The organism is Leptospira mayottensis 200901116, from assembly GCF_000306675.2.
Lineage (GTDB): Bacteria > Spirochaetota > Leptospiria > Leptospirales > Leptospiraceae > Leptospira > Leptospira mayottensis.
Genome location: NZ_CP024871.1, coordinates 1,006,168 through 1,026,263 on the forward strand (window position 1 = coordinate 1,006,168; position 20,096 = coordinate 1,026,263).

Annotated in this window: 16 protein-coding genes; 5 read left to right on the forward strand and 11 right to left on the reverse strand. The window is 42.6% G+C overall.

Going from position 1 to position 20,096, the window contains the following annotated elements; translation table 11 throughout:
• Positions 1–5 precede the first annotated feature (5 nt).
• Together LEP1GSC190_RS04510 and LEP1GSC190_RS04515 are read right to left on the reverse strand one after the other, a co-directional pair.
• Entirely contained in the window at positions 6–491 is a 486-nt protein-coding gene (locus LEP1GSC190_RS04510; protein ID WP_036035832.1) for a putative lipoprotein, read from the reverse strand.
• Positions 492–552: 61 nt separating this feature from the next.
• The gene (locus LEP1GSC190_RS04515) at positions 553–2,493 is read right to left on the reverse strand and encodes a glycoside hydrolase family 36 protein (RefSeq protein WP_002745516.1); all 1,941 of its coding nucleotides are present in this window, start codon (positions 2,491–2,493) and stop codon (positions 553–555) included.
• Positions 2,494–2,616: 123 nt separating this feature from the next.
• On the opposite strand from LEP1GSC190_RS04515, the gene LEP1GSC190_RS04520 reads away from it, so the two are divergent.
• On the forward strand, positions 2,617–3,255 hold the full coding sequence (locus LEP1GSC190_RS04520) for a ribonuclease D (protein ID WP_002745402.1): 639 nt from the start codon (positions 2,617–2,619) through the stop codon (positions 3,253–3,255).
• Positions 3,252–4,631 (forward strand): DNA repair protein RadA, encoded by a 1,380-nt coding sequence (radA, locus tag LEP1GSC190_RS04525; protein WP_002745547.1) that lies wholly within the window; start codon positions 3,252–3,254, stop codon positions 4,629–4,631. The genes LEP1GSC190_RS04520 and radA overlap by 4 nt, the downstream gene beginning before the upstream one ends.
• Before the next feature lie 340 nt (positions 4,632–4,971).
• Here the strand turns inward: radA and lpxB are convergent, their stop codons facing one another.
• The 7 genes from lpxB to sucC all read right to left on the reverse strand — a co-directional run bounded on the left by lpxB (position 4,972) and on the right by sucC (position 12,654).
• Positions 4,972–6,273 carry a lipid-A-disaccharide synthase gene (gene lpxB / locus LEP1GSC190_RS04530; protein ID WP_174232275.1) on the reverse strand — a complete coding sequence of 434 codons (1,302 nt, stop codon included), beginning with the start codon at positions 6,271–6,273 and terminating at the stop codon, positions 4,972–4,974.
• Complete coding sequence (locus tag LEP1GSC190_RS04535) at positions 6,227–7,075, reverse strand: LpxI family protein (RefSeq protein ID WP_002745458.1); 849 nt, start codon at positions 7,073–7,075, stop codon at positions 6,227–6,229. The genes lpxB and LEP1GSC190_RS04535 overlap by 47 nt, the downstream gene beginning before the upstream one ends.
• A 12-nt stretch (positions 7,076–7,087) precedes the next feature.
• Complete coding sequence (locus LEP1GSC190_RS04540; protein WP_002745423.1) at positions 7,088–7,321, reverse strand: FmdB family zinc ribbon protein; 234 nt, start codon at positions 7,319–7,321, stop codon at positions 7,088–7,090.
• A 37-nt stretch (positions 7,322–7,358) separates the two neighbouring features.
• Positions 7,359–8,795, reverse strand: a complete 1,437-nt coding sequence (locus LEP1GSC190_RS04545) for an SH3 domain-containing protein (protein ID WP_002745587.1) — start codon at positions 8,793–8,795, stop codon at positions 7,359–7,361.
• Between the two features lie 11 nt (positions 8,796–8,806).
• The gene (locus tag LEP1GSC190_RS04550; protein ID WP_002745421.1) at positions 8,807–10,381 is read right to left on the reverse strand and encodes a TolC family protein; all 1,575 of its coding nucleotides are present in this window, start codon (positions 10,379–10,381) and stop codon (positions 8,807–8,809) included.
• Positions 10,382–10,593: 212 nt separating this feature from the next.
• Positions 10,594–11,469 carry a succinate--CoA ligase subunit alpha gene (sucD, locus tag LEP1GSC190_RS04555; protein WP_002745523.1) on the reverse strand — a complete coding sequence of 292 codons (876 nt, stop codon included), beginning with the start codon at positions 11,467–11,469 and terminating at the stop codon, positions 10,594–10,596.
• Positions 11,470–11,481: 12 nt separating this feature from the next.
• Positions 11,482–12,654: an ADP-forming succinate--CoA ligase subunit beta gene (sucC, locus tag LEP1GSC190_RS04560; RefSeq protein WP_002745663.1), complete on the reverse strand. Its 1,173-nt coding sequence runs from the start codon at positions 12,652–12,654 to the stop codon at positions 11,482–11,484.
• 305 nt (positions 12,655–12,959) lie between these two features.
• On the opposite strand from sucC, the gene purL reads away from it, so the two are divergent.
• From purL to ileS, 3 genes are read left to right on the forward strand one after another with little or no spacing between them, the layout of a single operon-like run.
• Complete coding sequence (gene purL / locus LEP1GSC190_RS04570; RefSeq protein ID WP_002745644.1) at positions 12,960–15,197, forward strand: phosphoribosylformylglycinamidine synthase subunit PurL; 2,238 nt, start codon at positions 12,960–12,962, stop codon at positions 15,195–15,197.
• Positions 15,194–15,853 carry a leucine-rich repeat domain-containing protein gene (locus tag LEP1GSC190_RS04575; protein ID WP_002745429.1) on the forward strand — a complete coding sequence of 220 codons (660 nt, stop codon included), beginning with the start codon at positions 15,194–15,196 and terminating at the stop codon, positions 15,851–15,853. Before purL ends, LEP1GSC190_RS04575 begins: the two co-directional genes overlap by 4 nt.
• A gap of 7 nt (positions 15,854–15,860) precedes the next feature.
• The gene (ileS, locus tag LEP1GSC190_RS04580) at positions 15,861–18,605 is read left to right on the forward strand and encodes an isoleucine--tRNA ligase (protein WP_002745558.1); all 2,745 of its coding nucleotides are present in this window, start codon (positions 15,861–15,863) and stop codon (positions 18,603–18,605) included.
• Positions 18,606–18,974: 369 nt separating this feature from the next.
• Here the strand turns inward: ileS and LEP1GSC190_RS04585 are convergent, their stop codons facing one another.
• Together LEP1GSC190_RS04585 and LEP1GSC190_RS04590 are read right to left on the reverse strand one after the other, a co-directional pair.
• A complete protein-coding gene (locus tag LEP1GSC190_RS04585) occupies positions 18,975–19,715 on the reverse strand; it encodes an LA_1326/LA_4305 family lipoprotein (RefSeq protein ID WP_002745594.1) in 741 nt (246 codons plus the stop codon).
• Complete coding sequence (locus LEP1GSC190_RS04590; protein WP_004491659.1) at positions 19,712–20,080, reverse strand: STAS domain-containing protein; 369 nt, start codon at positions 20,078–20,080, stop codon at positions 19,712–19,714. Before LEP1GSC190_RS04590 ends, LEP1GSC190_RS04585 begins: the two co-directional genes overlap by 4 nt.
• Positions 20,081–20,096: the final 16 nt, after the last annotated feature.

Genomic DNA, 20,096 nt, shown 5'->3' on the forward strand with positions numbered 1-20,096 from the left:
AAATTTCAGAGTTGATGGAATCCTTTACGAATGGACTCTACGATTTCCGGCTTGGAAGTTCCGAGCCCTTGTACGAAGGTTTGAAACTTATCTTCGTTTATTCCCACTTTTCTAAGTCCGCTTCCTATTCCTAGATATGTTACTCGCAACGACTTCCAATTCGTGAGTCCGTTTCGAAACGCTAAAGTAGAGAGATCGTTTTTGAATTCAATTTCTTGAAATCCATTTTCAAAGTGCATTGCAGTTAAATCGCGAACGTCTTTGAGATACGCTTTTTCTTTCTCTTCGTCGTTGCCAGAGGAAGAAGAAAAAATGGAACTTACGGAAACAGAAAGTGACTTGATTGATTTGGAAAGGCTTTCTAATGAATCGGAAGATTTACTGAGAGATTGGGCTCCGGTGGAGATAGATTCAAAAATAAAACAGTGGTTGAGACTGATTATGGTAAGTCCTAGTGTTAGAGAGATGAGTAGTTTTTGAATGTGTTTCATCAGGCCGAATTCTCCGTTGGGTAGTTTTTCGGTTGGAATTTTACTTTTTCCTTCAATGGAGTCAAACAACTTTTGCGGTTTGTAATACCACGGAACCAAATGCCGGAAGTTTTAATTTGAGAACTCCACTTTTTGAAAAATACTCCAGGGACTCGGGAACTTTTCCTGTCCAGTAATCCGGAAATTGTTTGAGTTTAGAGATGAAAGGAACTTGAATTTCGATCGTATTTTCTTCTTCGCTTGGATTCCAAATTCCTAAAAAGCCCGCGGGATTGTAAAGCGCCGATGGAAACGATCCAGAAGCAAGTCCGATCGGAACGGGAGTTTTATTTCTGCACTTGACTCCTAGTTCCAGTGTTTTCCTTAAGAGTGCGAGTCTTTCTTCTCCGATTAGGGAGAGATCGTCGCTCACGAGAATCATTCCACCGCTCACTGCCATTACGCTTGCCATCAACTGAGTTTGTGCGGGAGTCATGTGATTTTTACTTTCTCGAACCAAAAGGCAATCCGGATCGTTATACCATAAGTTTCTGTGCATCGAAGAACGAGTAATGTCGTTAATCAAGGCTCTTTCGGTACTGAGCGCATGTTTGTCCTTTGCAAGAATTCTCGTTTTTTCTCTTTCCCAGAAAGGCGCCACGTCGCAACCGATCCTCATCGCATCAAAGAGTCCGATTGACGGATAAATGGGCGCTCCGCATCCAAGAAGGAACACGTCTTTACCTACGACTTTACGGATAAACCGAATCGTGTCCGTATAACGTTTGTGAGGCGAGATACTCCGATCGTAGGTCCAACCAGGAAGAAGGGCGGCGTATAAGAAGTCTAGTTTGAGATACGGATATCCATTATTCTTAACGATCGTTTTTAGGATATTCTCTAAGAAATCCCGGGAGGTGGGATGGGTGACGTCTATACAATACGTGTAGTCCATTCCCCAGTGAGGGTTCCAAAGTGCAGGCACGGGCTTTCCGTCTCGATCTTTGAGGATGGCTTCGGGATATTTCTGATAGAATTCGGATTTTTTTCTGACGAGAAAGGGTGCGAGCCAAATCCCCGGAGTCAATTTTTCCCTTCTGATTTCTTCGGCTAAAAGCCTCATTCCTCCGGGAAATTGATCGTTTGTGGTCAGCCAGTCTCCGATCTCTTTTTGATAACCGTCGTCGATTTGAAAAAATTGAATCGGAAGTTTTTTCTCTCTTACAAGTGCGAGGTTTTTCAAAATGATCTTTTCGGAAATTTTCGTGTAGTATTGATACCAAGAACACCATCCGGTTGGAACGGGCGTCGTGGAGAGTTTAACTTTATGAGTTTTTCCTAATTCGCTGAAATACTTTTTTAAAAATGCTTCCGGGCCTAGAGTAAAACGAGTTACTACAACTGGAGTGAGGGAAAGTTTATTCCCTCTGAAATCTTCGTAACGATAAAAGTCGTAAACCAAGGAAATTCCGGAATCGGGAATCCAGGATTTCTTTTTGGAATTTTCCAGTTCTTCTTTTCTTTGAGGGGAAATGACTCTGAACTTTACTCCTTGTTCTCCGGGACCGATTGCCCCCGCAAAATAATGCGAATCCTTTGCGGAAGATATCAGAAGTATCATTCCTTCACTCTGCCAATCCCCTCCGACACCGGAATGATTCGTATAAAAATTCTCCTGGGAATATCGAAGGAAATCCAACCTTGGAGATTCATCCGCATCAGAAAGAGAGTGAACGGTGGAAAGGCTCCAAGATTGATAACCTTGTTGGAAGATCTTCGGTTCGCTCAACGTGTGCGGCGGAAGTTCTATTTCCAGATTGATAATTTCGGTTCCGGCTTTGGGTCTTTGTTCTCCGATCCATTCGAGATGTGGTTTGAATGTTTCGTTCTTCCCCGTTTTCTTATGACCAAGGGAAAGGGAAAAATTTCCGCAGTCGCTGGAAGTTTTGGTTCCTTTGCCGGAAATTTCAAATGAGGATGTAAAAGAATTCTCATAGACTTTGTATCTTAAAATGGCTTTCATATTCTCCATCGCTGCCGATGAACATGTTTATCTTTTTTCAACCGGAAACTTTTCTATAATTATAGAGTTCCCATTTTGTATTTTTGATTCCCGAAACCGCACGGTACGGATTATTATGAATTTATGCCTCCAAAACCTTCAACTATAAAACCAGAGCTTTTTCTCGGAGATCTTTCGGGAAAAAGATTTGAAGAGTATAAGGCGGATGATCGCCTAGCGGTCGACTGCGAAATGATGGGACTCAATCCTAGAAGAGACAGGCTTTGTGTTGTGCAGATTTGCGGCTCTTCCAATAACGTGAGTTTGGTTCAAATTCTCCCCGATCAAAAAGAAGCTCCATTACTTAAGTCCCTGTTCGAAAATCCGGAAATCGTAAAAATTTTTCATTTTGCGAGAATGGATTCTCTCTTTCTCCGTTATCGTTTAGGAATCTTTTTGGAGAACGTTTTTTGTACGAAAATTGCGAGTAAACTTGCGCGGACATACACAGACAAGCACGGTCTTAAGGATCTTATCAAGGAGTTTTACGACGAGGTGATCGATAAGAAAAATCAGTCTTCCGATTGGGGAAAGAAAATTCTTACCAAGAATCAAATCGAGTATGCAAGTGGCGATGTAAAATATCTGATTTCCCTCGAACAAAAACTCACAGAGATCCTCGTCAGGGAAGGCAGGGATTCCCTTGCTAGAGAGGCTTTTCGTTGTCTTCCCGTTTTTAATCAGATTGATTGGCTTGAGATGCCTTCCCTTTTCGAACATTGAAAAAGAGACTTACTCGAACTTTTATTTGCCAGTCTTGTGGTCAAGATTTTTCTCGTTGGGCGGGTAAATGCGAGTCCTGCGGGAATTGGAATTCGATCATTGAAGAGATCGGCGGTGAGAGATTTGCTTCCTCCGGCGGGAATTCTCGGAAAAATAAATCGTATCAGGAGCCGATTCCTTTAGACAGAATAGAGGAAGAATCGCTTGAAAGGATGGGAACCGGTTTGAAAGAACTCGATCTCGTTTTGGGCGGTGGGCTGGTTCCGGGTTCTCTCACTTTGATTGGCGGGGAGCCCGGCGTCGGAAAATCCACCTTGGTTCTTGAAGTTTCACGTTATCTGACACAGGCAAATAAAAAAGTTCTCTACATTTCCGGTGAAGAATCTCCTTCTCAGATTCGAATGCGGGCGGAAAGAATGGGATTTTGTTCATCCAATCTTTTGCTTACTTCTGAAACTTACGCGGAAAATATTTCCGCAATGATCGAGGGCGAAAGGCCAGCGGTGGTTTTTGTGGATTCGATTCAGACCATCGCAAGAGAAGCTCTGCCGAATCAGGCAGGAACCGTCACTCAACTTAGAGAGTGTACTCAAGTTTTGCTCGAAACCGCCAAACGGTCCGGAATTCCGATTTTGATGACGGGTCATATTACGAAAGAAGGAACCATCGCGGGGCCGAAAATTTTGGAACATCTTGTGGACACGGTTCTTTATTTCGAAGGGGATCGACTCAATTATTACCGACTGCTCCGAGCGGTTAAAAATCGTTTTGGTGCCGTGGGGGATCTTGCGATCTTTGAAATGTTTTCGGGCGGTTTACGAGAAGTAGGGGATCGAAATAGCATCTTTATCAGCGCAGGTGCGGAGGAAAGAAGCGGTTCCGTAATCAGCGCTGTGTTAGAAGGTAGTCGAGCTCTTACCGTGGAAGTGCAAGCTTTGGTTAGTAAAACCGGTTTTGCTCAGGCAAGAAGAATGGCGGAGGGGCCGGATACTCGCCGTGTGATTTTGCTCGCTGCAGTGATCGAAAAGTATATCAAAATCAAATTAGGGGAATGTGATCTATTTAGCAATCTTGCAGGAGGCTTAAACGCGGACGAACCGGCTTTGGATCTCGCGATTTGCACTTCGATTATTTCCAGTTATCTCGATCAACCTCTTCCGAAAGGAACCTGCATTCTGGGCGAGGTCGGTCTTTCGGGCGAGGTCCGTAGTATCGGGCAAGCAAATCTCCGGATTAAAGAACTTGCCGGAGTCGGTATGAAAAAAGTGATTCTTCCTGAAGGAAATTTGAGCGAATTGGTCCAAAATACGGACATTCAGATCCAGGGAATTCGTTCTTTGAACGATTTGCGTTTGCTTTTTCCGGGCGTCAATTGAACTTAGAGCCCGTCTCAAAACCTTAAAAAAAATATACCAAATAATGATCCGGCAAGTTTCTAAAAAAACGCGGAAGTTCCCACAAATTACGTAGCATCGACGTTTACTTTCCTGTCGTTTAAAATTGTAGCAATTCCTACATTTCTAAGGTTTTGAGACGGACTCTTATTACCGTGGATAAAAATAGAAGGTCTTATTTAAAAAAACGTATTTTTCTGTTAGATACAATTTTATATATGAGATAAACGTAATATTTGGGAAGCATTTAGGTCAACCGGTGTCTCTTGTGGTTTTAAATGTGGGAACTACTACAATTTAAAAACATCAAAAAATTCTAAATTCAGGCTTGCTGTTCTGGGTTTCTAGATTCCTGTCCCGTTTCCGTTTTTTTGGGGAATCCTTTGATCAATTTTGTAATTTCTCTGGAAGCATGTCTGGATGAATTTTCAATTCCTAACGCCTCTTTTACTTGGCGGACTTCTTCGATCATTTTAGTGCGATATTTTTTGTTGTCCAAAAGTTGAATTGATTCTTCTGCGATATGCATCGGAGTGCATTCTGCTTGTGCTAATTCCCTACAGATCTCTTTTCCGGATAGAATATTCACAAGTCCGATATGGGGAGTTTGGATAAAAAAAGAACCGATTACGTAAGTAAACATGCTGACTTTGTAAAGAATCACCATTGGCTTTTCAAAATAAGCTACCTCTAACGTTGCAGTCCCGGAAGTTACCAGAACTAAATCGGAGGTTTCGATCGCACGAAGAGAACGATCGAATAGATATTCAATTTTTAAATTCGGGAATTTGGATTTAGCGAGTTCTATTTGTTCGAGAATGTAAACTTCTTCCTTTTGGTTGATGTTTGGTAGAAGAAAACGGATTTTCTTTTTTTCAATTTCATAATGATCTGAAAGTCGACCCGCAGTTTCCAAAAGATCGTTTAAGATCCTTCGAATTTCACCACTACGGGAGCCGGGCATTAAAGTAATTGTGAAATGGAAATGAGCCTTATCTTCCGGTTCGGGAATGACCGCTTCTTTTCGGATTTTTTCCTTCAAACGAACCGCGAGAGGATGACCTACAAATTCGCAAGGAACTCCGTAATTATCATAAATTTCTTTTTCGAAAGGAAATAAGACAAGCATCAAATCGACATTATCTCGAATCGAATAGATTCGATTGAAATTCCAAGCCCAGAGTTGGGGGGAAACGTAAAAAACGACTGTAATCCCTAATTGTTTGAGTGCTTTTGCAAGGCGAAGGTTGAAGCCCGGGTAATCGATTAAAACGGCGTGAGTGCAATTTTTCTCCACGGCAATATCGAGCAATTTTCCGATTAATGCTTTTAAGAATCTGTATTTGAAAAGAATTGCGGAAAAGCCGATGATGGAAAGTTCTTCCATGGATTCGATCGAAACGAAACCTTCTTCGATCATTCTTTCGCCGCCCACTCCGAAAGTTTCCAAATGGGGAAAGTTTTTTTTGAGTTCTCGAATCAATTCTCCGCCCAAAAGATCGCCGGAATGTTCTCCAGCCAGCATTAGAATTTTAGGATTTGTCGGTAGTGTGGACGCGCGTTTGGAAATGGGTCGACTACCGGATTTTTTGGATTGTAGAGTTGATTTTCGTAAGGTTGTCACTGCCGATACTCAAAATATTAATTTTTAGTTTTTCTGCAAGGTTAATAAATTCTTTTGGATGTACTATGATCGTTTCTCCGGTTCTAAGGGCCAAGGTTTCACAGTTGTTCTCGTGCATTATCCTTAGAGTGTTTTCCCCTACGGTTGGAAGGTCGAAACGGTGATCCTGGTTGGGTTTGGAACTTTTGCATACGGTCGCTTTTCTTTTTTTGGCAAAAGAACCGCCTCTGCGAATCGCAAAGTCTGTACCTTCCACCGCTTCTACTGCGAGAACGGATTTATCCAAAACGATCACGGTTTGGCCGATGTCTAGTTCCGCCATCTTTTCGGCGTATTCCATACCGAAAGCCACGTCTTCCAATTCTTTTTTGTTCAAAACCTTTTTGGTGAATCTTCCTTCGGGAAGGAATAAGGATTGGAGATACATTTTCTGAGAAATGATTGCGATTTTTTCTTTAGAGAACTCCTCCAAAACGGTTTTGAAAATCGAGTAATCGTGCCTGTTGAGCATTCTCGCTAGAATACTGATCGTTTTCAGATCGAATTTCGGATTTTTGAATATGATCTCTTTTTTGACCTTTCCGAGAAGAAGAAGTCGGTCGACATTATACCGTTTGCATAATTTTATCAAAGCTCCGATTTTTACGATGTGGATCGGAACGTTACGATCTCCATAGTCCCCCTCGTGGAAATCGGATTCTATGATGGAAAAAAAAATAGGATCTTCTCCGGCTGCAAGGGCTTCTTTCATTCCGATATGGGGAAGTTCCCCCCCGCCGGCAAGAATTCCGAGTCTTCCCAAACTAAGACCTTTTCAATCCGAGGAAGTTGTCGCGGTTGTGGAAGATTCTCCCGAGCCGCTTTTTTTATAATCCGTCACATAAAATCCGGTTCCTTTAAAAATGATGCCCGAACCATTGGAAATCATCCTTTCCACTTCACCTTTTTTACCGCAAAGAAAACAATCTTTGACTGGTTCGTCCTTCATGGAATGAAATTGTTCAAACGTTTGCCCGCAGGCTTTGCATTTATAGTCGTATGTCGGCATAGACGCTCTCCATTAGAATATTCTAATTTATTATCGCTTATGGAATGAATTTGAACTGAAAAACGCTCAAACTCGAGTTCGAGTTTTCTCTCGCCATAGGAAGACAAAGCTTCCATCGTATTCCCGAATTCGTGTCGATCGTTTCCAGGGAATCGATTTCGGATAGGACCCTCTTTTCGGAGACAATCAGGCCGCCCTGAAATCCGGAACCGCCGCCGTTTTGAATGTTTAGGCGAAATCTTTTTTTGGCAAAATTGTCTCCAGTGATAAATCGGTTTCGATTGATGGAAATGCTTTCCTTGTCCATCTCGATCTCGAACGCTTTATGTAAATCTCCAAAAGAACCGGCTAACAAGGTGAAGACGGGAATCGTTTCGTCTCCTCCTAAAAAGGAGACGAAAAATTCCAAGTCCCGGAACGATTCTTCCGTCGAACGACAGATCAGATCATACTTACTTTTGGAAGAATGTAGAACGATTCCGGTATCTCCATCGAGTGCGATTTTTTCAGTGGCATGGTACTCGCCTTGAAATCCGTTCGGAGGAGAGGATTCTTTCCAGGACTCGAAATCCCAAACCGGAGATCTGTCCAAAGCGCGAAAAGATTCTTCCATCGTTTGCGAGATAGAAAGATCCGAAGGAACGTTTTTAAGAAATCCTGAAAAGATCCAACCCACGTTTCCGTTTCTAAGATCGATGACTTGATTCCAATTTCCTCTTTTACCCGCTATGGTTTCGCTTCTAGTATCCCGATCGAGTATGAATACTAACTCTCCTCCTTTGAACTGAAACGCTATGGGGTTTTCGGTTCCTGGGCCGGTTCTTACGTTCAGATTTTTCCCTTCGATTTTCGCCTTACTACCGTTAAATGGAGAATCCTCTTTTCCAGAAAAGTATTCGAGTAATTTTAAAAGTTTGTTTCTTCCGTTTTCGTCTAACTCGCGTGCGGAACCGGCGGAAAGAGATTTAAGCAGCGCTTGGTTGTATTCGTTATAAAGAGGGAGAGGGTTGGATGAAATCAGTTTCAACAAGTATCTGGAAAGAACGTCTTGGGCTTCGTACTCCGAACCGAGGGACAGTTTTTTACAAAGCGCTCTCGTTTTGAGAAAGGAACCATCTGGCAGAAAGGAAAAAAATCTGTCTTCGAACGTGAAGATTGTTCTTCCTCCGACTTCTCTTTTGAAAAATTTAAGCCCCGACTTTTCCGCAAACTTGGAGACGACTTTTTCTTTTTTTTCGGAAGCTGTGGTTAGAAGTTCGAAGTTGTATTCCGCGAGAGACATGGATGCGTAGGAATAGTCCTCCAAGTCCGGATCTTTTTTTCCCAGAACTTCTAAAACTACGTCTTCCCAGTTTTTTTTGGAAAAATTTTTATACACGGAATCGGTTTTACGAGTCAAAATTTTCCAGACGAGAAAACCGAGTAAAGTGGAAGTGAATAGAAGCCCGAAGGTTACAAAAAAATTCTTTCTCAATCGATCTCCGATCAATTTAAGTGCGGAAGAAGTTTATCTCGATCCACTTGAAAATGTTCTAGTAATGCATTCTTAGCGAGATAATAACGTAAAAGATCGATATTGAAATTCACTTTTGCCTGTGTTAGTCTGAGCTGGTCTTGAACGTGGGTATCAAGCGCGTTCTTTACAGAAACTGCATCTGCTCTTCCTTGGCGGAAACTCCTTAAAACCCCGTTGTAGTAATTTTCGGTTTCTCTTTCGGTAGTAATGTTATTCTTATAAATTCTGTGGCTCGCTTCAAGTGCTTCGATTCTAGTCTTTACGTCGTCTCTCACTTCGTTTTTGAGTTCTTCCTCTTTTAGAATTGCCTGGCGTATGCCGATCGTCGCATCTCTAACTCCCGCATAAATGCCTTTATCTGCGAGAGGATATGCGAAATTCATTTGCCCGGTCCACTCTTTATACTTTGCGGTAGTGATTCCTTGGTTGGGATTGATATAGTTTTCCTGGGGGGAAATGATGTTTTGCGCCTGACTCGCACCGGTTCCTGAAATCGTCAAAGTAGGGAGGCGGTCGTTGTTTGCGTTTTTCAATGTCGCTTCGGCGATTTCTTTTTGTTTGAGTGTGTTCAAAAAGTCAGCTCTGTGTTTATAAGCATATTCTAAATCTTTTATATAATCCGGTTTTTCGATCAGTTCTTCCAAAAGATTCGTCTCTTCGGAAAGGGAGGTCCCGTCCGGAATTTTGAGAGAACGGACGAGCTTCCGTTTCGATTCTTCCTTTTGAACCTGAGCGGTTTCCAATTGGTTTTCCGCTTGAGCCAGAAGAGCATTCCATTGATTGACTTCGAAACTTTCTGAAAGTCCGAGGTTTTGTTTACGAATGGTAAGGTTGCGGATATTCTTCGTGTTTTCCACGAGTTGTTTGTATGTTTTGACGGCTTGCGTTTTGATCGAATAATCCCAAAAATCGACAAGGGATTCTACAATGACTGCGGAAATTTGTTGTGACACTTGGTTTTTCACAATTTCCGCTTGGGATTCTAAAATTTTAACCTCGTTTCTTCCCTTATATCCGAAAGAATTTTTAAGTAGGTCTTGGCTGATCGTCGCTCTTACAAACCCTGTATATAAAGGAGGAATGCCTAAGGCGCTAAATCCTGCCGGAGTTGTCGCCGGATTTTCGAACGCGTTCGAGTCGAATCTTCTGGTTCCCGCTTCTACTTTGAAGTAGGTTCCTGTGGTTTGGAGAATCTTTTCGATTCCACCTTTGATCGTATCGTCGGAGATTTTCGTTCCTGTGAAAATATTCGTTTGGTTAAATGGAAGAATGGACTGACTGGATCTTCCGTCCGCTACTAATCTCCAAGAGTATTTGGAATCGTTTTTCAAAAAGTTTGTATCCGATTTTGCGAGTTCGTAACGAAGGTTTTGCAGATTGTAATTACTTTCCAATGCGCGTTTGACGGTTTCTTCGGTGGTCAATTTAAGGATGGAATTATCCGCAAAAAGAGAAGTGGATAAAAGAACAAAATTTCCCAGAAGGACTCCAGACAACTTTTGAATTCTTAGCCTTTGTTTCCAATTTTTGACTTTGTCTTTCATTTCAAACCTCCATCTTATAAGAATCAATTCCGGTTACTCAAATGTTGTCAAGCTAAGATACGACTCAAGAGGACTGAGGTTTATCTCATCAACTTTAACACTTACAAGTTTATTCATTGATGAGAATACTGATAGAAGATAGTGACATCACTCTTACATATCCGTTTTGTTTTGTCCTCTGAAATCGTGTTTTGCATTACGACATTGTAATATTATCCCAGAGCCTTCTTCATTTTTTCTCCAACTTCCGCGATAGATTGGCAAACTTGGATACCCGCTTCTTGCATCGCTTTCATTTTTGAGGTTGCGGTTCCTAAGCCGCCGCTAATGATCGCACCTGCGTGTCCCATTCTTTTGCCGGGAGGCGCGGTTTGACCGGCGATAAAACCGACGACCGGTTTTTTTACGTGATTTTTGATGTATTCTGCTGCTTCTTCTTCCGAAGTTCCGCCGATTTCACCGATCATCACAATTCCTTTTGTTTCCGGGTCTTCGTTTAACAATTTGATGGCTTCGGTGTGGTTCATGCCTGGAACGGGGTCTCCTCCGATTCCGATACAAGTGGATTGACCGAGGCCTTGTTTTGTGATCTGAGCCACCGATTCGTAAGTCAAGGTTCCGGAACGGGAAACGATTCCCACGGAGCCCGGGCTATGGATAAAACCCGGCATAATTCCGAGTTTTTGTTTTGCACGGGGAGTGATCACTCCGGGGCAGTTCGGTCCCACCAGTCTTGTTTTAGAATTTCGTAATACGCTGTAAACTTTCAACATATCGTGGGTTGGAATTCCTTCCGTGATACAGATCACGAGTGGGAGTTCTGCGAGAATTCCTTCGATGATTGCATCCGCTGCAAATGCAGGAGGAACGAAGATCACTGCGGCGTTTACGCCTTCGTTTTTTACGGAATCTCGAATCGTGTTGAAAACGGGAACTTTATTTTCCCATTTGCTTCCGCCTTTACCGGGAGTGACTCCGGCGACCACTTTCGTGCCGTAAGCGAGCATCTGTGTGGCGTGAAAGGAACCTTCCTTACCGGTGATTCCTTGTACTACGACTTTTGTATTTTCATCAACTAATACTGCCATGTGTGTTCTCTCTTACCTAATCAGTTTGGCAATGGTGCTTGCCGCTTCGCGGAGATCGTCGACTCCGGTAATTTTGAGTCCGCTTTTGTTGAGGACTTCTCTTCCGAGTTCCGAGTTGGTTCCTTGGAGGCGAACCACGAGAGGAACTTTGAGATCCACAGCCTTAGCTGCTTCGATGATTCCTTCGGCGACCATATCGCAACGAACGATACCGCCGAAGATGTTTACAAAGATCCCTTTAACGTTTGGATCACCAAGGATGATTTTGAAACCATTGGTAACTGTGGTCTTACTCGCTCCACCTCCGACGTCCAAAAAGTTTGCAGGTTCCGCTCCCGCAAGTTTTACGATATCCATAGTCGCCATCGCGAGCCCGGCTCCGTTTACCATACAACCTATGTTACCGTCTAACTTCACGTAGTTGAGGTTGAACTCGGAAGCTTGAACTTCAAGAGGATCTTCTTCGGTGATATCTCGGAAAGCCGCATTATCTGCGTGACGGTAGAGAGCGTTTTCGTCGAGGTCGATCTTGCAATCTCCCGCGATGATTTCGTTCTGTTTCGTGAGAATGAGAGGATTGATTTCTAAAAGGGAAGCGTCTTCTTTGATATACGCTTCGTAGATCGCCATTACTAAACTTTGGAAAGATTTGTGGGATTGCGCCGGAAGACCAAGATCAAATGCAAGTTGTCTTGCTTGGTTGACTTGAAGGCCGATTCCCGGATCCACTGCGATTTTCAGGATCTTTTCAGGATGAGTTTCCGCAACTTCTTCAATTTCCATACCACCTTCGGTGGAAGCCATGATGATGGTTTTGCGGATGGAGCGGTCGAGTAGGATGCTTAAATAATATTCCTTAGCGATATCGATTCCCTGTTCCAGATACACTTTTAGGACTTTTTTTCCTTCGGGTCCGGTTTGGGGGGTGATGAGCTGCATACCAAGAATTTTGTCTATAGCTGCGATTGCGTCTTCTTTGGTTTTGGTTACTTTAACACCGCCGCCTTTTCCACGCCCACCTGCGTGGATTTGCGCTTTAACAACTACGATGGAACCTCCAGTTTTGGAGGTGACTTCGTCATGGGCTTTGGATGCGTTTTCTTTTTTATCGATAACGACTCCAAATGGAACGTTGGCTTTGTGCCTTCTCAGGATTTCTTTTGCCTGATACTCGTGAATTTTCATGAATTAACCTTCATTGAACTTAGTTCAGTGCTTCTTTTTAGTAGGAGGTATGATTTACTCGAAATATATACTGTTTTTGGTAGGAACTCTGGTGTCAGTAAAAAATTCGAGAGACTGGCGCTTCGAGTCACAAGGGGTTCAAGTTTTTCCAATTGAGTCGGAGTCGTTGAGGAAAACCCCCATCCAAAAATCTAGAAGTTCCTATATTTTGCGAATGAAGTACCCTAACCACTAAAACCTCGCTCTCGAATTTTACCGGAATATTTGATTTTCAGGGTGCGACTTAGAAAAAATACTGGCAAACGATGGAAAAAGACGTCGTTTCCCTACAAGACGCTCTGGAACACGGACTTACCGCAGAAGAATTTCAGAAAATTCAGGAAATTTTGGGAAGAATTCCAAACTCCACCGAACTTGGAATTTTTTCTGCAATGTGGTCGGAGCATTGTTCTTATAAAAACTCGATACTAAAGTTGAAAACACTTCCGACATCTTCGGATAAACTGCTTGCTAAAGCGGGTGAAGAGAATGCGGGTGCGATGGATATCGGAGATGGGCTGGCCGTGGTTTTCAAAATCGAGAGTCACAATCACCCGACCGCAGTAGAACCGTATCAGGGCGCGGCGACCGGTGTGGGTGGAATTATGAGAGATATCTTTACGATGGGCGCGCGTCCGATCGTATCGCTGAATTCTCTGCGGTTTGGAAATCCCGACGAACCAAGAAATAAATATCTTCTTTCCCGTGCGGTAAAGGGAATCGGAGATTACGGAAACTCGCTCGGAATTGCGGTTTCGGGTGGAGAACTTTTTATCGACGAATGTTTTTCCAAAAACCCTCTTGTAAACGCAATGACCGTGGGAATCGTGCGCCACGATCAGATGGCCAGCGCGACGACCGGTGGCCAAGTTGGCAATGCAGTTTACATTGTCGGAGCTACGACAGGAAGGGATGGAATTCATGGAGCGTCCTTTGCGTCCAAGGATCTATCCAAAGAATCCGAGTCCAAACGTTCCGCCGTTCAGGTGGGTGACCCGTTTATGGAAAAGCTACTTATGGAAGCAAGTTTGGAAGCGATTCAAAAAGGGCTTTTGATCGGAATTCAAGATATGGGTGCGGCTGGAATTTCTTGTGCAACTTCGGAAATGAGCGCCAAGGGTAAAACCGGAATGAAAATTGATCTTGATCTCGTTCCATTTCGCGAGACTGGAATGAACGCCTACGAAGCGATGCTTTCCGAGTCCCAAGAGAGAATGCTCGTAGTTCCAAAAAAAGGAAAAGAATCCGAACTCGTATCTATATTCGAAAAATGGAATCTAAATGCGGTCAAAATCGGCGAAGTTACCGCAGACGGAATGATCGAGATTTATATGGGCGGAAAGCTCAAAGCAAAAATTCCTGCCGAGTCGCTCGTGTTAGGTGGAGGAGCCCCTCGTTACGAAAGAGAAACGAAACGCCCCGCTTATCTCGACGCTGTAAAGACTTGGAACACGGATGCAATCTCCGACGTGACTTCCGGCGCAAACGCAAGCGACGTTCTACTGAAAATTCTTTCCTCCTGGAACGTATGTTCCCGCAAGCCAATTACGGAACAATACGACAGCGAAGTCGGTCTCGTAAAACTCATAGGTCCGGGACTAGATGGAGGACTTTCTTCTATCCCGGATACGAACAAAGCTCTTGCGACTGCTACCGATTGTAATTCCAGATATACCTATCTCGATCCTTATAAGGGGGCGGAGTTTGCGGTTTGTGAGGCGGCCCGAAACGTTTATGTTACGGGAGCGACCCCATACGGAGTGACCAATAATCTGAATTTTGCAAATCCTTATATTCCGGAAAACTATTATATGTTTTCCGAATGTATTCGAGGGATGGGAGATGCCTGCCGCTTCTTGGGTCTTCCCGTGACCGGAGGGAACGTATCTTTTTACAACGAATCTCCTGAAGGACCGATTTTTCCGACCCCTACGATCGGAATGGTAGGAATCCTTCAAGATAAGAAAAAGTTTATTTCCAACTTTCCGAAGGAAGCCGGAATCGAACTTGCGGTTCTTGGAAATTTCCGTCCTTCTTTGGGAGGAAGCGAATACCTGAAAAAAATCCACGGCCAAGTCAACGGAACCATTCCTGAACTCGATATCAAAGAAGAATTAGAACTTTGTAAACTGATTCTTTCACTAAACGAAAAAGGGGTTTTGAAATCTGCGAGAGATCTTTCTCTCGGAGGAATCGGAATCGCTCTTTCCAAAACGGTTCTTTTTTCTGGACTCGGTATCGATGCGGACCTGACTGCTTTCAAACAAAATCGATTGGATTTGACCTTGTTCGGAGAGAGTTCGACAACCGTTCTTGTTGGGTTTGATTCCACTTGGAAGGAACAAATCCGTAAACAAACAGAAGAGAAAGGGCTGAAATTTTATCCTATCGGTAAGACTACTTCCTTCGAAGTTTTGAAGCTGAAAGACATCGGAGTGGAAATTTCTTTTTCGGAATTGAACGAGCCTTATGAGAAAGGTTTGGAGGCCGTATTCGCTTTATGAAAGTAGGAGCAGAACTTCCGTTATTAAGGAAATTTCTTGCGATTGGTTTCATTTGTTTTACGGCGAGTTTCGACTGTAAAAAAAATGCGGAAGAAATTTTGGGAGAGGCAAAGGCAAAACCGGAGTTAGTTCAAATCTTGGATTTTGGAATGCAGAAGTTGTCCACGGTTCCCGAAGCAGTTTGTGGTTTTCCAAATCTAACTAAGTTGGATCTTCGCTTAAACAGTTTGACTTTTCTTCCGGAATCTATCGGAGAATGTAGGCGTCTTGAACAACTTAATCTTTTCGGAAACGACCTTACTGCATTGCCGTCTACGTTCTCTAAATTAAAAAATCTGAAAGTATTACTGGCTGGGGGCAACGATTTTACGATTCTTCCTTCCGAACTTCTGTTTCTTCCGCTGATCAGAACTTTGTACTTCGATCAAAATAAATTGACTCTTACGGAAACGGACGTGGAAATTCTCGCTTCTCTTTCCTCCTTGGAGGAATTGGATTTGAATCTGAATTTGGGAATCAAGACTCTTCCTTTTAATTACGAAAAACTTAGAAATCTTACCAATTTAAAAAGACTGAATATTAAAAAAACTTCATTAAAGGGAGAGGATGCAGATAAATTGCAGGCGATTCTTCCAAACACTAAAATCGATTACTGAAACGACTATGAGCGAAACCCAAAAAGAAAACCCGTATTCCTCCACAGTTCTCCTTCCTAAGACAGATTTCCCCATGAAGGCGGATCTTGCCAAACGGGAACCTGAACAAATCAGATCTTGGAAACAAGGCCAGATCTTTCGAAAAATGAGGGAACAAAGAAATGGAAAAAAAGAATTTGTTCTTCATGACGGTCCTCCGTATGCAAATGGAAATTTTCATTTAGGTCATGCTCTTAATAAAATTCTCAAAGATACGATTATTAAATCGAAATCGCTCGCCGGTTTTTATGCGGATATGATTCCGGGTTGGGATTGTCACGGCCTTCCAATCGAGGTTCAGGTTTTAAAGAATCTAGGCAAAAAGGTTCGTGAAACTGGGCCCGAAGAACTTAGGCAACTCTGCAGAAAATATGCGGAAGAGTTCGTTGGAAAACAAGGGGACGACTTGAGTCGTTTTCTTTGTTTTTGGGAAGAAGGGAAAATCTACAAAACAATGTCTCCCGATTTTGAAGCGAAAATTGTGGAAGTATTCGGAGAACTTTTTAAGAAAGGTTATGTCTATCGGGGTAAAAAACCGGTCTATTGGTCGATCGATTTGGCGACGGCGCATGCGGAAGCGGAGATAGAATACTACCCTCATGTTTCTCCTTCTATCTATGTAAAATTTCCCGTTATCGGCGAGAAAAAACAATTCTGCCTAATCTGGACGACAACTCCTTGGACTCTTCCGGCAAACCTTGCGATTTGCTTTAATAGGAAAATTGAATATTCTATTTTTAGAACGGAGTCAGGAGAGGAACTTATACTTGCTGATGCTCTTGCAAAGAACGTTACAATGACAACTGGAGTCGTTCTTACAAAATTGAAATCGATTTCTTCGGAAGAGTTAGCCGTCCTTAAATTTCAACATCCTTTTATCGATCGTATTTCCGTTTCCTTGTTCGGAGATCATGTGACTCTTGAGGCGGGGACGGGTTGCGTTCATACGGCTCCCGGTCACGGTCAAGACGATTACAAAGTCGGTTTAACGGCTGGGCTGGAACCGTTCTCACCCGTCGACGATTACGGAAGATACACGGATGAGTTCCCTTTGATGCAGGGAAAAAAAGTTTTCGATGCAAATCCGGAAATCATTCAACTTCTGAAAGACAGGGGATTACTTCTCTACCAGGGCGAGCTGGAACATTCTTATCCTCATAGTTGGAGGAGTAAAAAACCTCTGATATTTCGAGCGACACCTCAGTGGTTTTTTAAGATGGACTTTCAAAATCTCCGTGAAAAGTCTCTTTCCGCGATAGATGGGGTCCGATGGATTCCTTCTTGGGGAATTACTCGAATTCGATCCATGGTGGAAACGAGACCGGACTGGTGTTTATCTCGTCAGAGAAACTGGGGAGTTCCGATTCCTGCGTTCGCTTGCGAATCCTGCGGTCAAACTCATATCGACGACGTTTCGATTCAGTTCTTTACGAAGATGGTCCGTGAAAAGGGAATCGAGATTTGGTATTCGGAAGAAGCTAAGGACCTCCTCCCTCCGAAAACAAAATGTGGTAAATGCGGAAATGATTCCTTCAAAAAAGGAAACGATATTTTAGATGTTTGGTTCGATTCAGGAGTCTCCAACTTTGCGGTGTTAGGTGAGCGTAAGAATGAACCTCCAGCGGATCTTTATCTGGAAGGTTCCGATCAACATAGAGGTTGGTTTCAGTCTTCTCTCTGGCCTTCGATGGCTCTTCGAGGAATTCCTCCTTATAAGGCCGTATTGACCCACGGTTATGTTTTGGATGAAAAAGGACACGCAATGTCCAAATCTTTAGGAAACGGAATCGATCCTACGGTCGACATCATCCAAGTTTACGGGGCCGATATCCTTCGCTTGTGGGTTAGTTCTTTGGATTTTAGGGATGATATCAAAGTAGGAAAAGAATCCTTAAAAATAGTTTCTGAACAATATCGTAAGATTCGTAATACATTCCGTTATCTTTTGGGAAATTTGGATGGCCATACCCCTGAACAAAATCTTCCTTTTGAAGAACTCGAAGAGTTGGATCGATTTTATCTTTCCAAACTCGCTGGTTTTGTGGAGGACGTGGTTGCAAGTTATGAGACCTATCAGTTCCATCAGATTTATCAGAAGTTGATCTTATTTTGCACAGTTACTCTGTCTCAGGATTATTTCGATATGATCCGGGACAGAATGTATTGCGACGCGAGAGATTCGAGATCCAGAAGATCCTCCTCTACGACACTTCAGTATATTCTGGATTCATTATGTATTCTCGTGGCGCCAATTCTTAGTTTTACCGCCGAAGAGGTATGGACTTCCAACGGAAAAAAAGACTCTGTGTTCTTACAAACCTTCCCTGATTTGAAATCTTGGAAGAATCAATCTCTTGAAGATAAATTTGAGTCTGCGTTGCAAGCGAGAGAAGTCGTTCAGAAGGCTCTTGAGATCGCAAGACAAGAAGGAAAGTTGGGTAAGTCTCTTGAAGCGGCTCTTGAAATCGTTTCTAAAAGTGGGCCCAGCTTTGGTGAACTTCTTCCGAAGGAAACCTTGGAGTTGCTTTTTGTGGTTTCTCAAATTCATGAGAAAAATCCGGGAATGGAAGTCCTTTCCAGTCACGAGAACGAAAAATTCTCCGTAAAAGTTTTAAAACCGGTTCAAGGTGAATGTCTTCGTTGTTGGAGACATACGGAAGATATTTCCGAAAAAGACGATCTCTGTGGTCGTTGTAAATCGGTTGTTGCTTGAGTTGTGTAGCGGACATCGCAGATTTTGCGATGTTTGGGAACTTGCTTGCAGGAAAAAAGTAGGAGTTCCTATATTTTAAAACTCGGTCCGATGAAACTGTTCAACGAACTTTGCAAAGAAACATTGCGAAAAAAGTCAATCTTTCGACCATAGTGGTTCAACTTGCGATTCTTTCGTTTTTTCTTTTTTCTGGGGAATTTGTTTTGGAGCGTTTTATTATCTCGTTAACGTATTTGGAAACGCAATATCTTGGTGGTTTTGGATGGTCGGAATCTTTGTTCGATCGCCGGTTCGGCGTGTACATAAAAAAGGAGAATCTCCAAAATGGGCGATTCTCCTTGGACCGCAAGTAGTGAAGTGAAACAAAAATCAGCCTCCAGGGCGGTCATTTTCATCGGTAAGTTTGCGGATTTCGCTTCGTTTTCTTGGTTTAAATTTATACTGATCTAATTGTTCGGGATTAAAAATCACCCATTTCCGATTTGGAATGTTGCGAACCGTTTGGAATTGAACGATTCCGTTATCCGAAATTTCCGTCCCGTCGGAAATGTGATCCAGAGAGATCGCTTTGATGTTGGTCCAAAGAGAAAAATCCATACCTACATTTTTATCCACGATTTCCCTTTTGATTTTACCGAAAACCAGGTTGATTTTATCTTTTTCGCCCCAAATCAAGGCGGTGGTCAACTCTTCCAAAGAAATAACCGATTGAATATCATCGTATTTTGAAATCAAAACAAGAATCTTATTTTCGGGAAGAGACTTGATAACTAAAGGAAGATCTCTTGCTATAACTTCCAATTCTCCGTCAGAAAAAACATGATCCGTAAAAAAACCGAGAGAAGATTTTTTGATGTATTTTAGGTTTCCTAGAAGAGCCTTCCACTGTTCGGGGGTGAGTTGAAAAGGGTGAATGAACGGTCTTGAAGGGACCAGCTCCTGAAATAAATCTACTTTGATAGGGCTGATCTGAAAATAAGCGACTTCTGCCGAACGATGAATCAGATTTGAATTGGTGGGCCAAAAGAAAAAATTTCTTTCCTGAACCCAAGAACACTGAACGAGTGAAAAGATGAAAAACAAATAGGAAAATTTGAATATATATTTCATTTGGAATTTTGATCCACAAACTCTTGAAAAATCGGATACTTATTTAGAAACTCTTCATTAGTATAAAGGTTCACGATTCTGTCCAGTCCTGATAGCCGAAATACGGAATTTAAGGACTTATTTAGGCCAAAAATGTTTAGAGTCCCGTTTTTTTCTCGAATTTGATTTCTTACTTTAATGATAATACCGATTCCGGAAGAATCGATGAATTTGACTTTTCCCAGAAAAAAGCTGATGATTTCCGGATTTTCTGTTTTTACAGATTCTTCAAATTCTTTGTGAAAATCCCGCGAATTATCCATGAGGATGTCTTCAAGAACGCTAAGAACGATATGTTTCTCTCGTATCTCGCTTCGGATTATCATCAAATCGAAAAAACAC

Excerpts from the sequence above, each read along its gene's own strand:
- LEP1GSC190_RS04510 (WP_036035832.1), bottom strand. The coding sequence starts at position 491 with ATGAAACACATTCAAAAACTACTCATCTCTCTAACACTAGGACTTACC.
- LEP1GSC190_RS04515 (WP_002745516.1), bottom strand. The coding sequence starts at position 2,493 with ATGAAAGCCATTTTAAGATACAAAGTCTATGAGAATTCTTTTACATCC.
- LEP1GSC190_RS04520 (WP_002745402.1), top strand. The coding sequence starts at position 2,617 with ATGCCTCCAAAACCTTCAACTATAAAACCAGAGCTTTTTCTCGGAGAT.
- LEP1GSC190_RS04540 (WP_002745423.1), bottom strand. The coding sequence starts at position 7,321 with ATGCCGACATACGACTATAAATGCAAAGCCTGCGGGCAAACGTTTGAA.
- LEP1GSC190_RS04550 (WP_002745421.1), bottom strand. The coding sequence starts at position 10,381 with ATGAAAGACAAAGTCAAAAATTGGAAACAAAGGCTAAGAATTCAAAAG.
- sucD (WP_002745523.1), bottom strand. The coding sequence starts at position 11,469 with ATGGCAGTATTAGTTGATGAAAATACAAAAGTCGTAGTACAAGGAATC.
- sucC (WP_002745663.1), bottom strand. The coding sequence starts at position 12,654 with ATGAAAATTCACGAGTATCAGGCAAAAGAAATCCTGAGAAGGCACAAA.
- purL (WP_002745644.1), top strand. The coding sequence starts at position 12,960 with ATGGAAAAAGACGTCGTTTCCCTACAAGACGCTCTGGAACACGGACTT.
- LEP1GSC190_RS04575 (WP_002745429.1), top strand. The coding sequence starts at position 15,194 with ATGAAAGTAGGAGCAGAACTTCCGTTATTAAGGAAATTTCTTGCGATT.
- ileS (WP_002745558.1), top strand. The coding sequence starts at position 15,861 with ATGAGCGAAACCCAAAAAGAAAACCCGTATTCCTCCACAGTTCTCCTT.
- LEP1GSC190_RS04585 (WP_002745594.1), bottom strand. The coding sequence starts at position 19,715 with ATGAAATATATATTCAAATTTTCCTATTTGTTTTTCATCTTTTCACTC.
- LEP1GSC190_RS04590 (WP_004491659.1), bottom strand. The coding sequence starts at position 20,080 with ATGATAATCCGAAGCGAGATACGAGAGAAACATATCGTTCTTAGCGTT.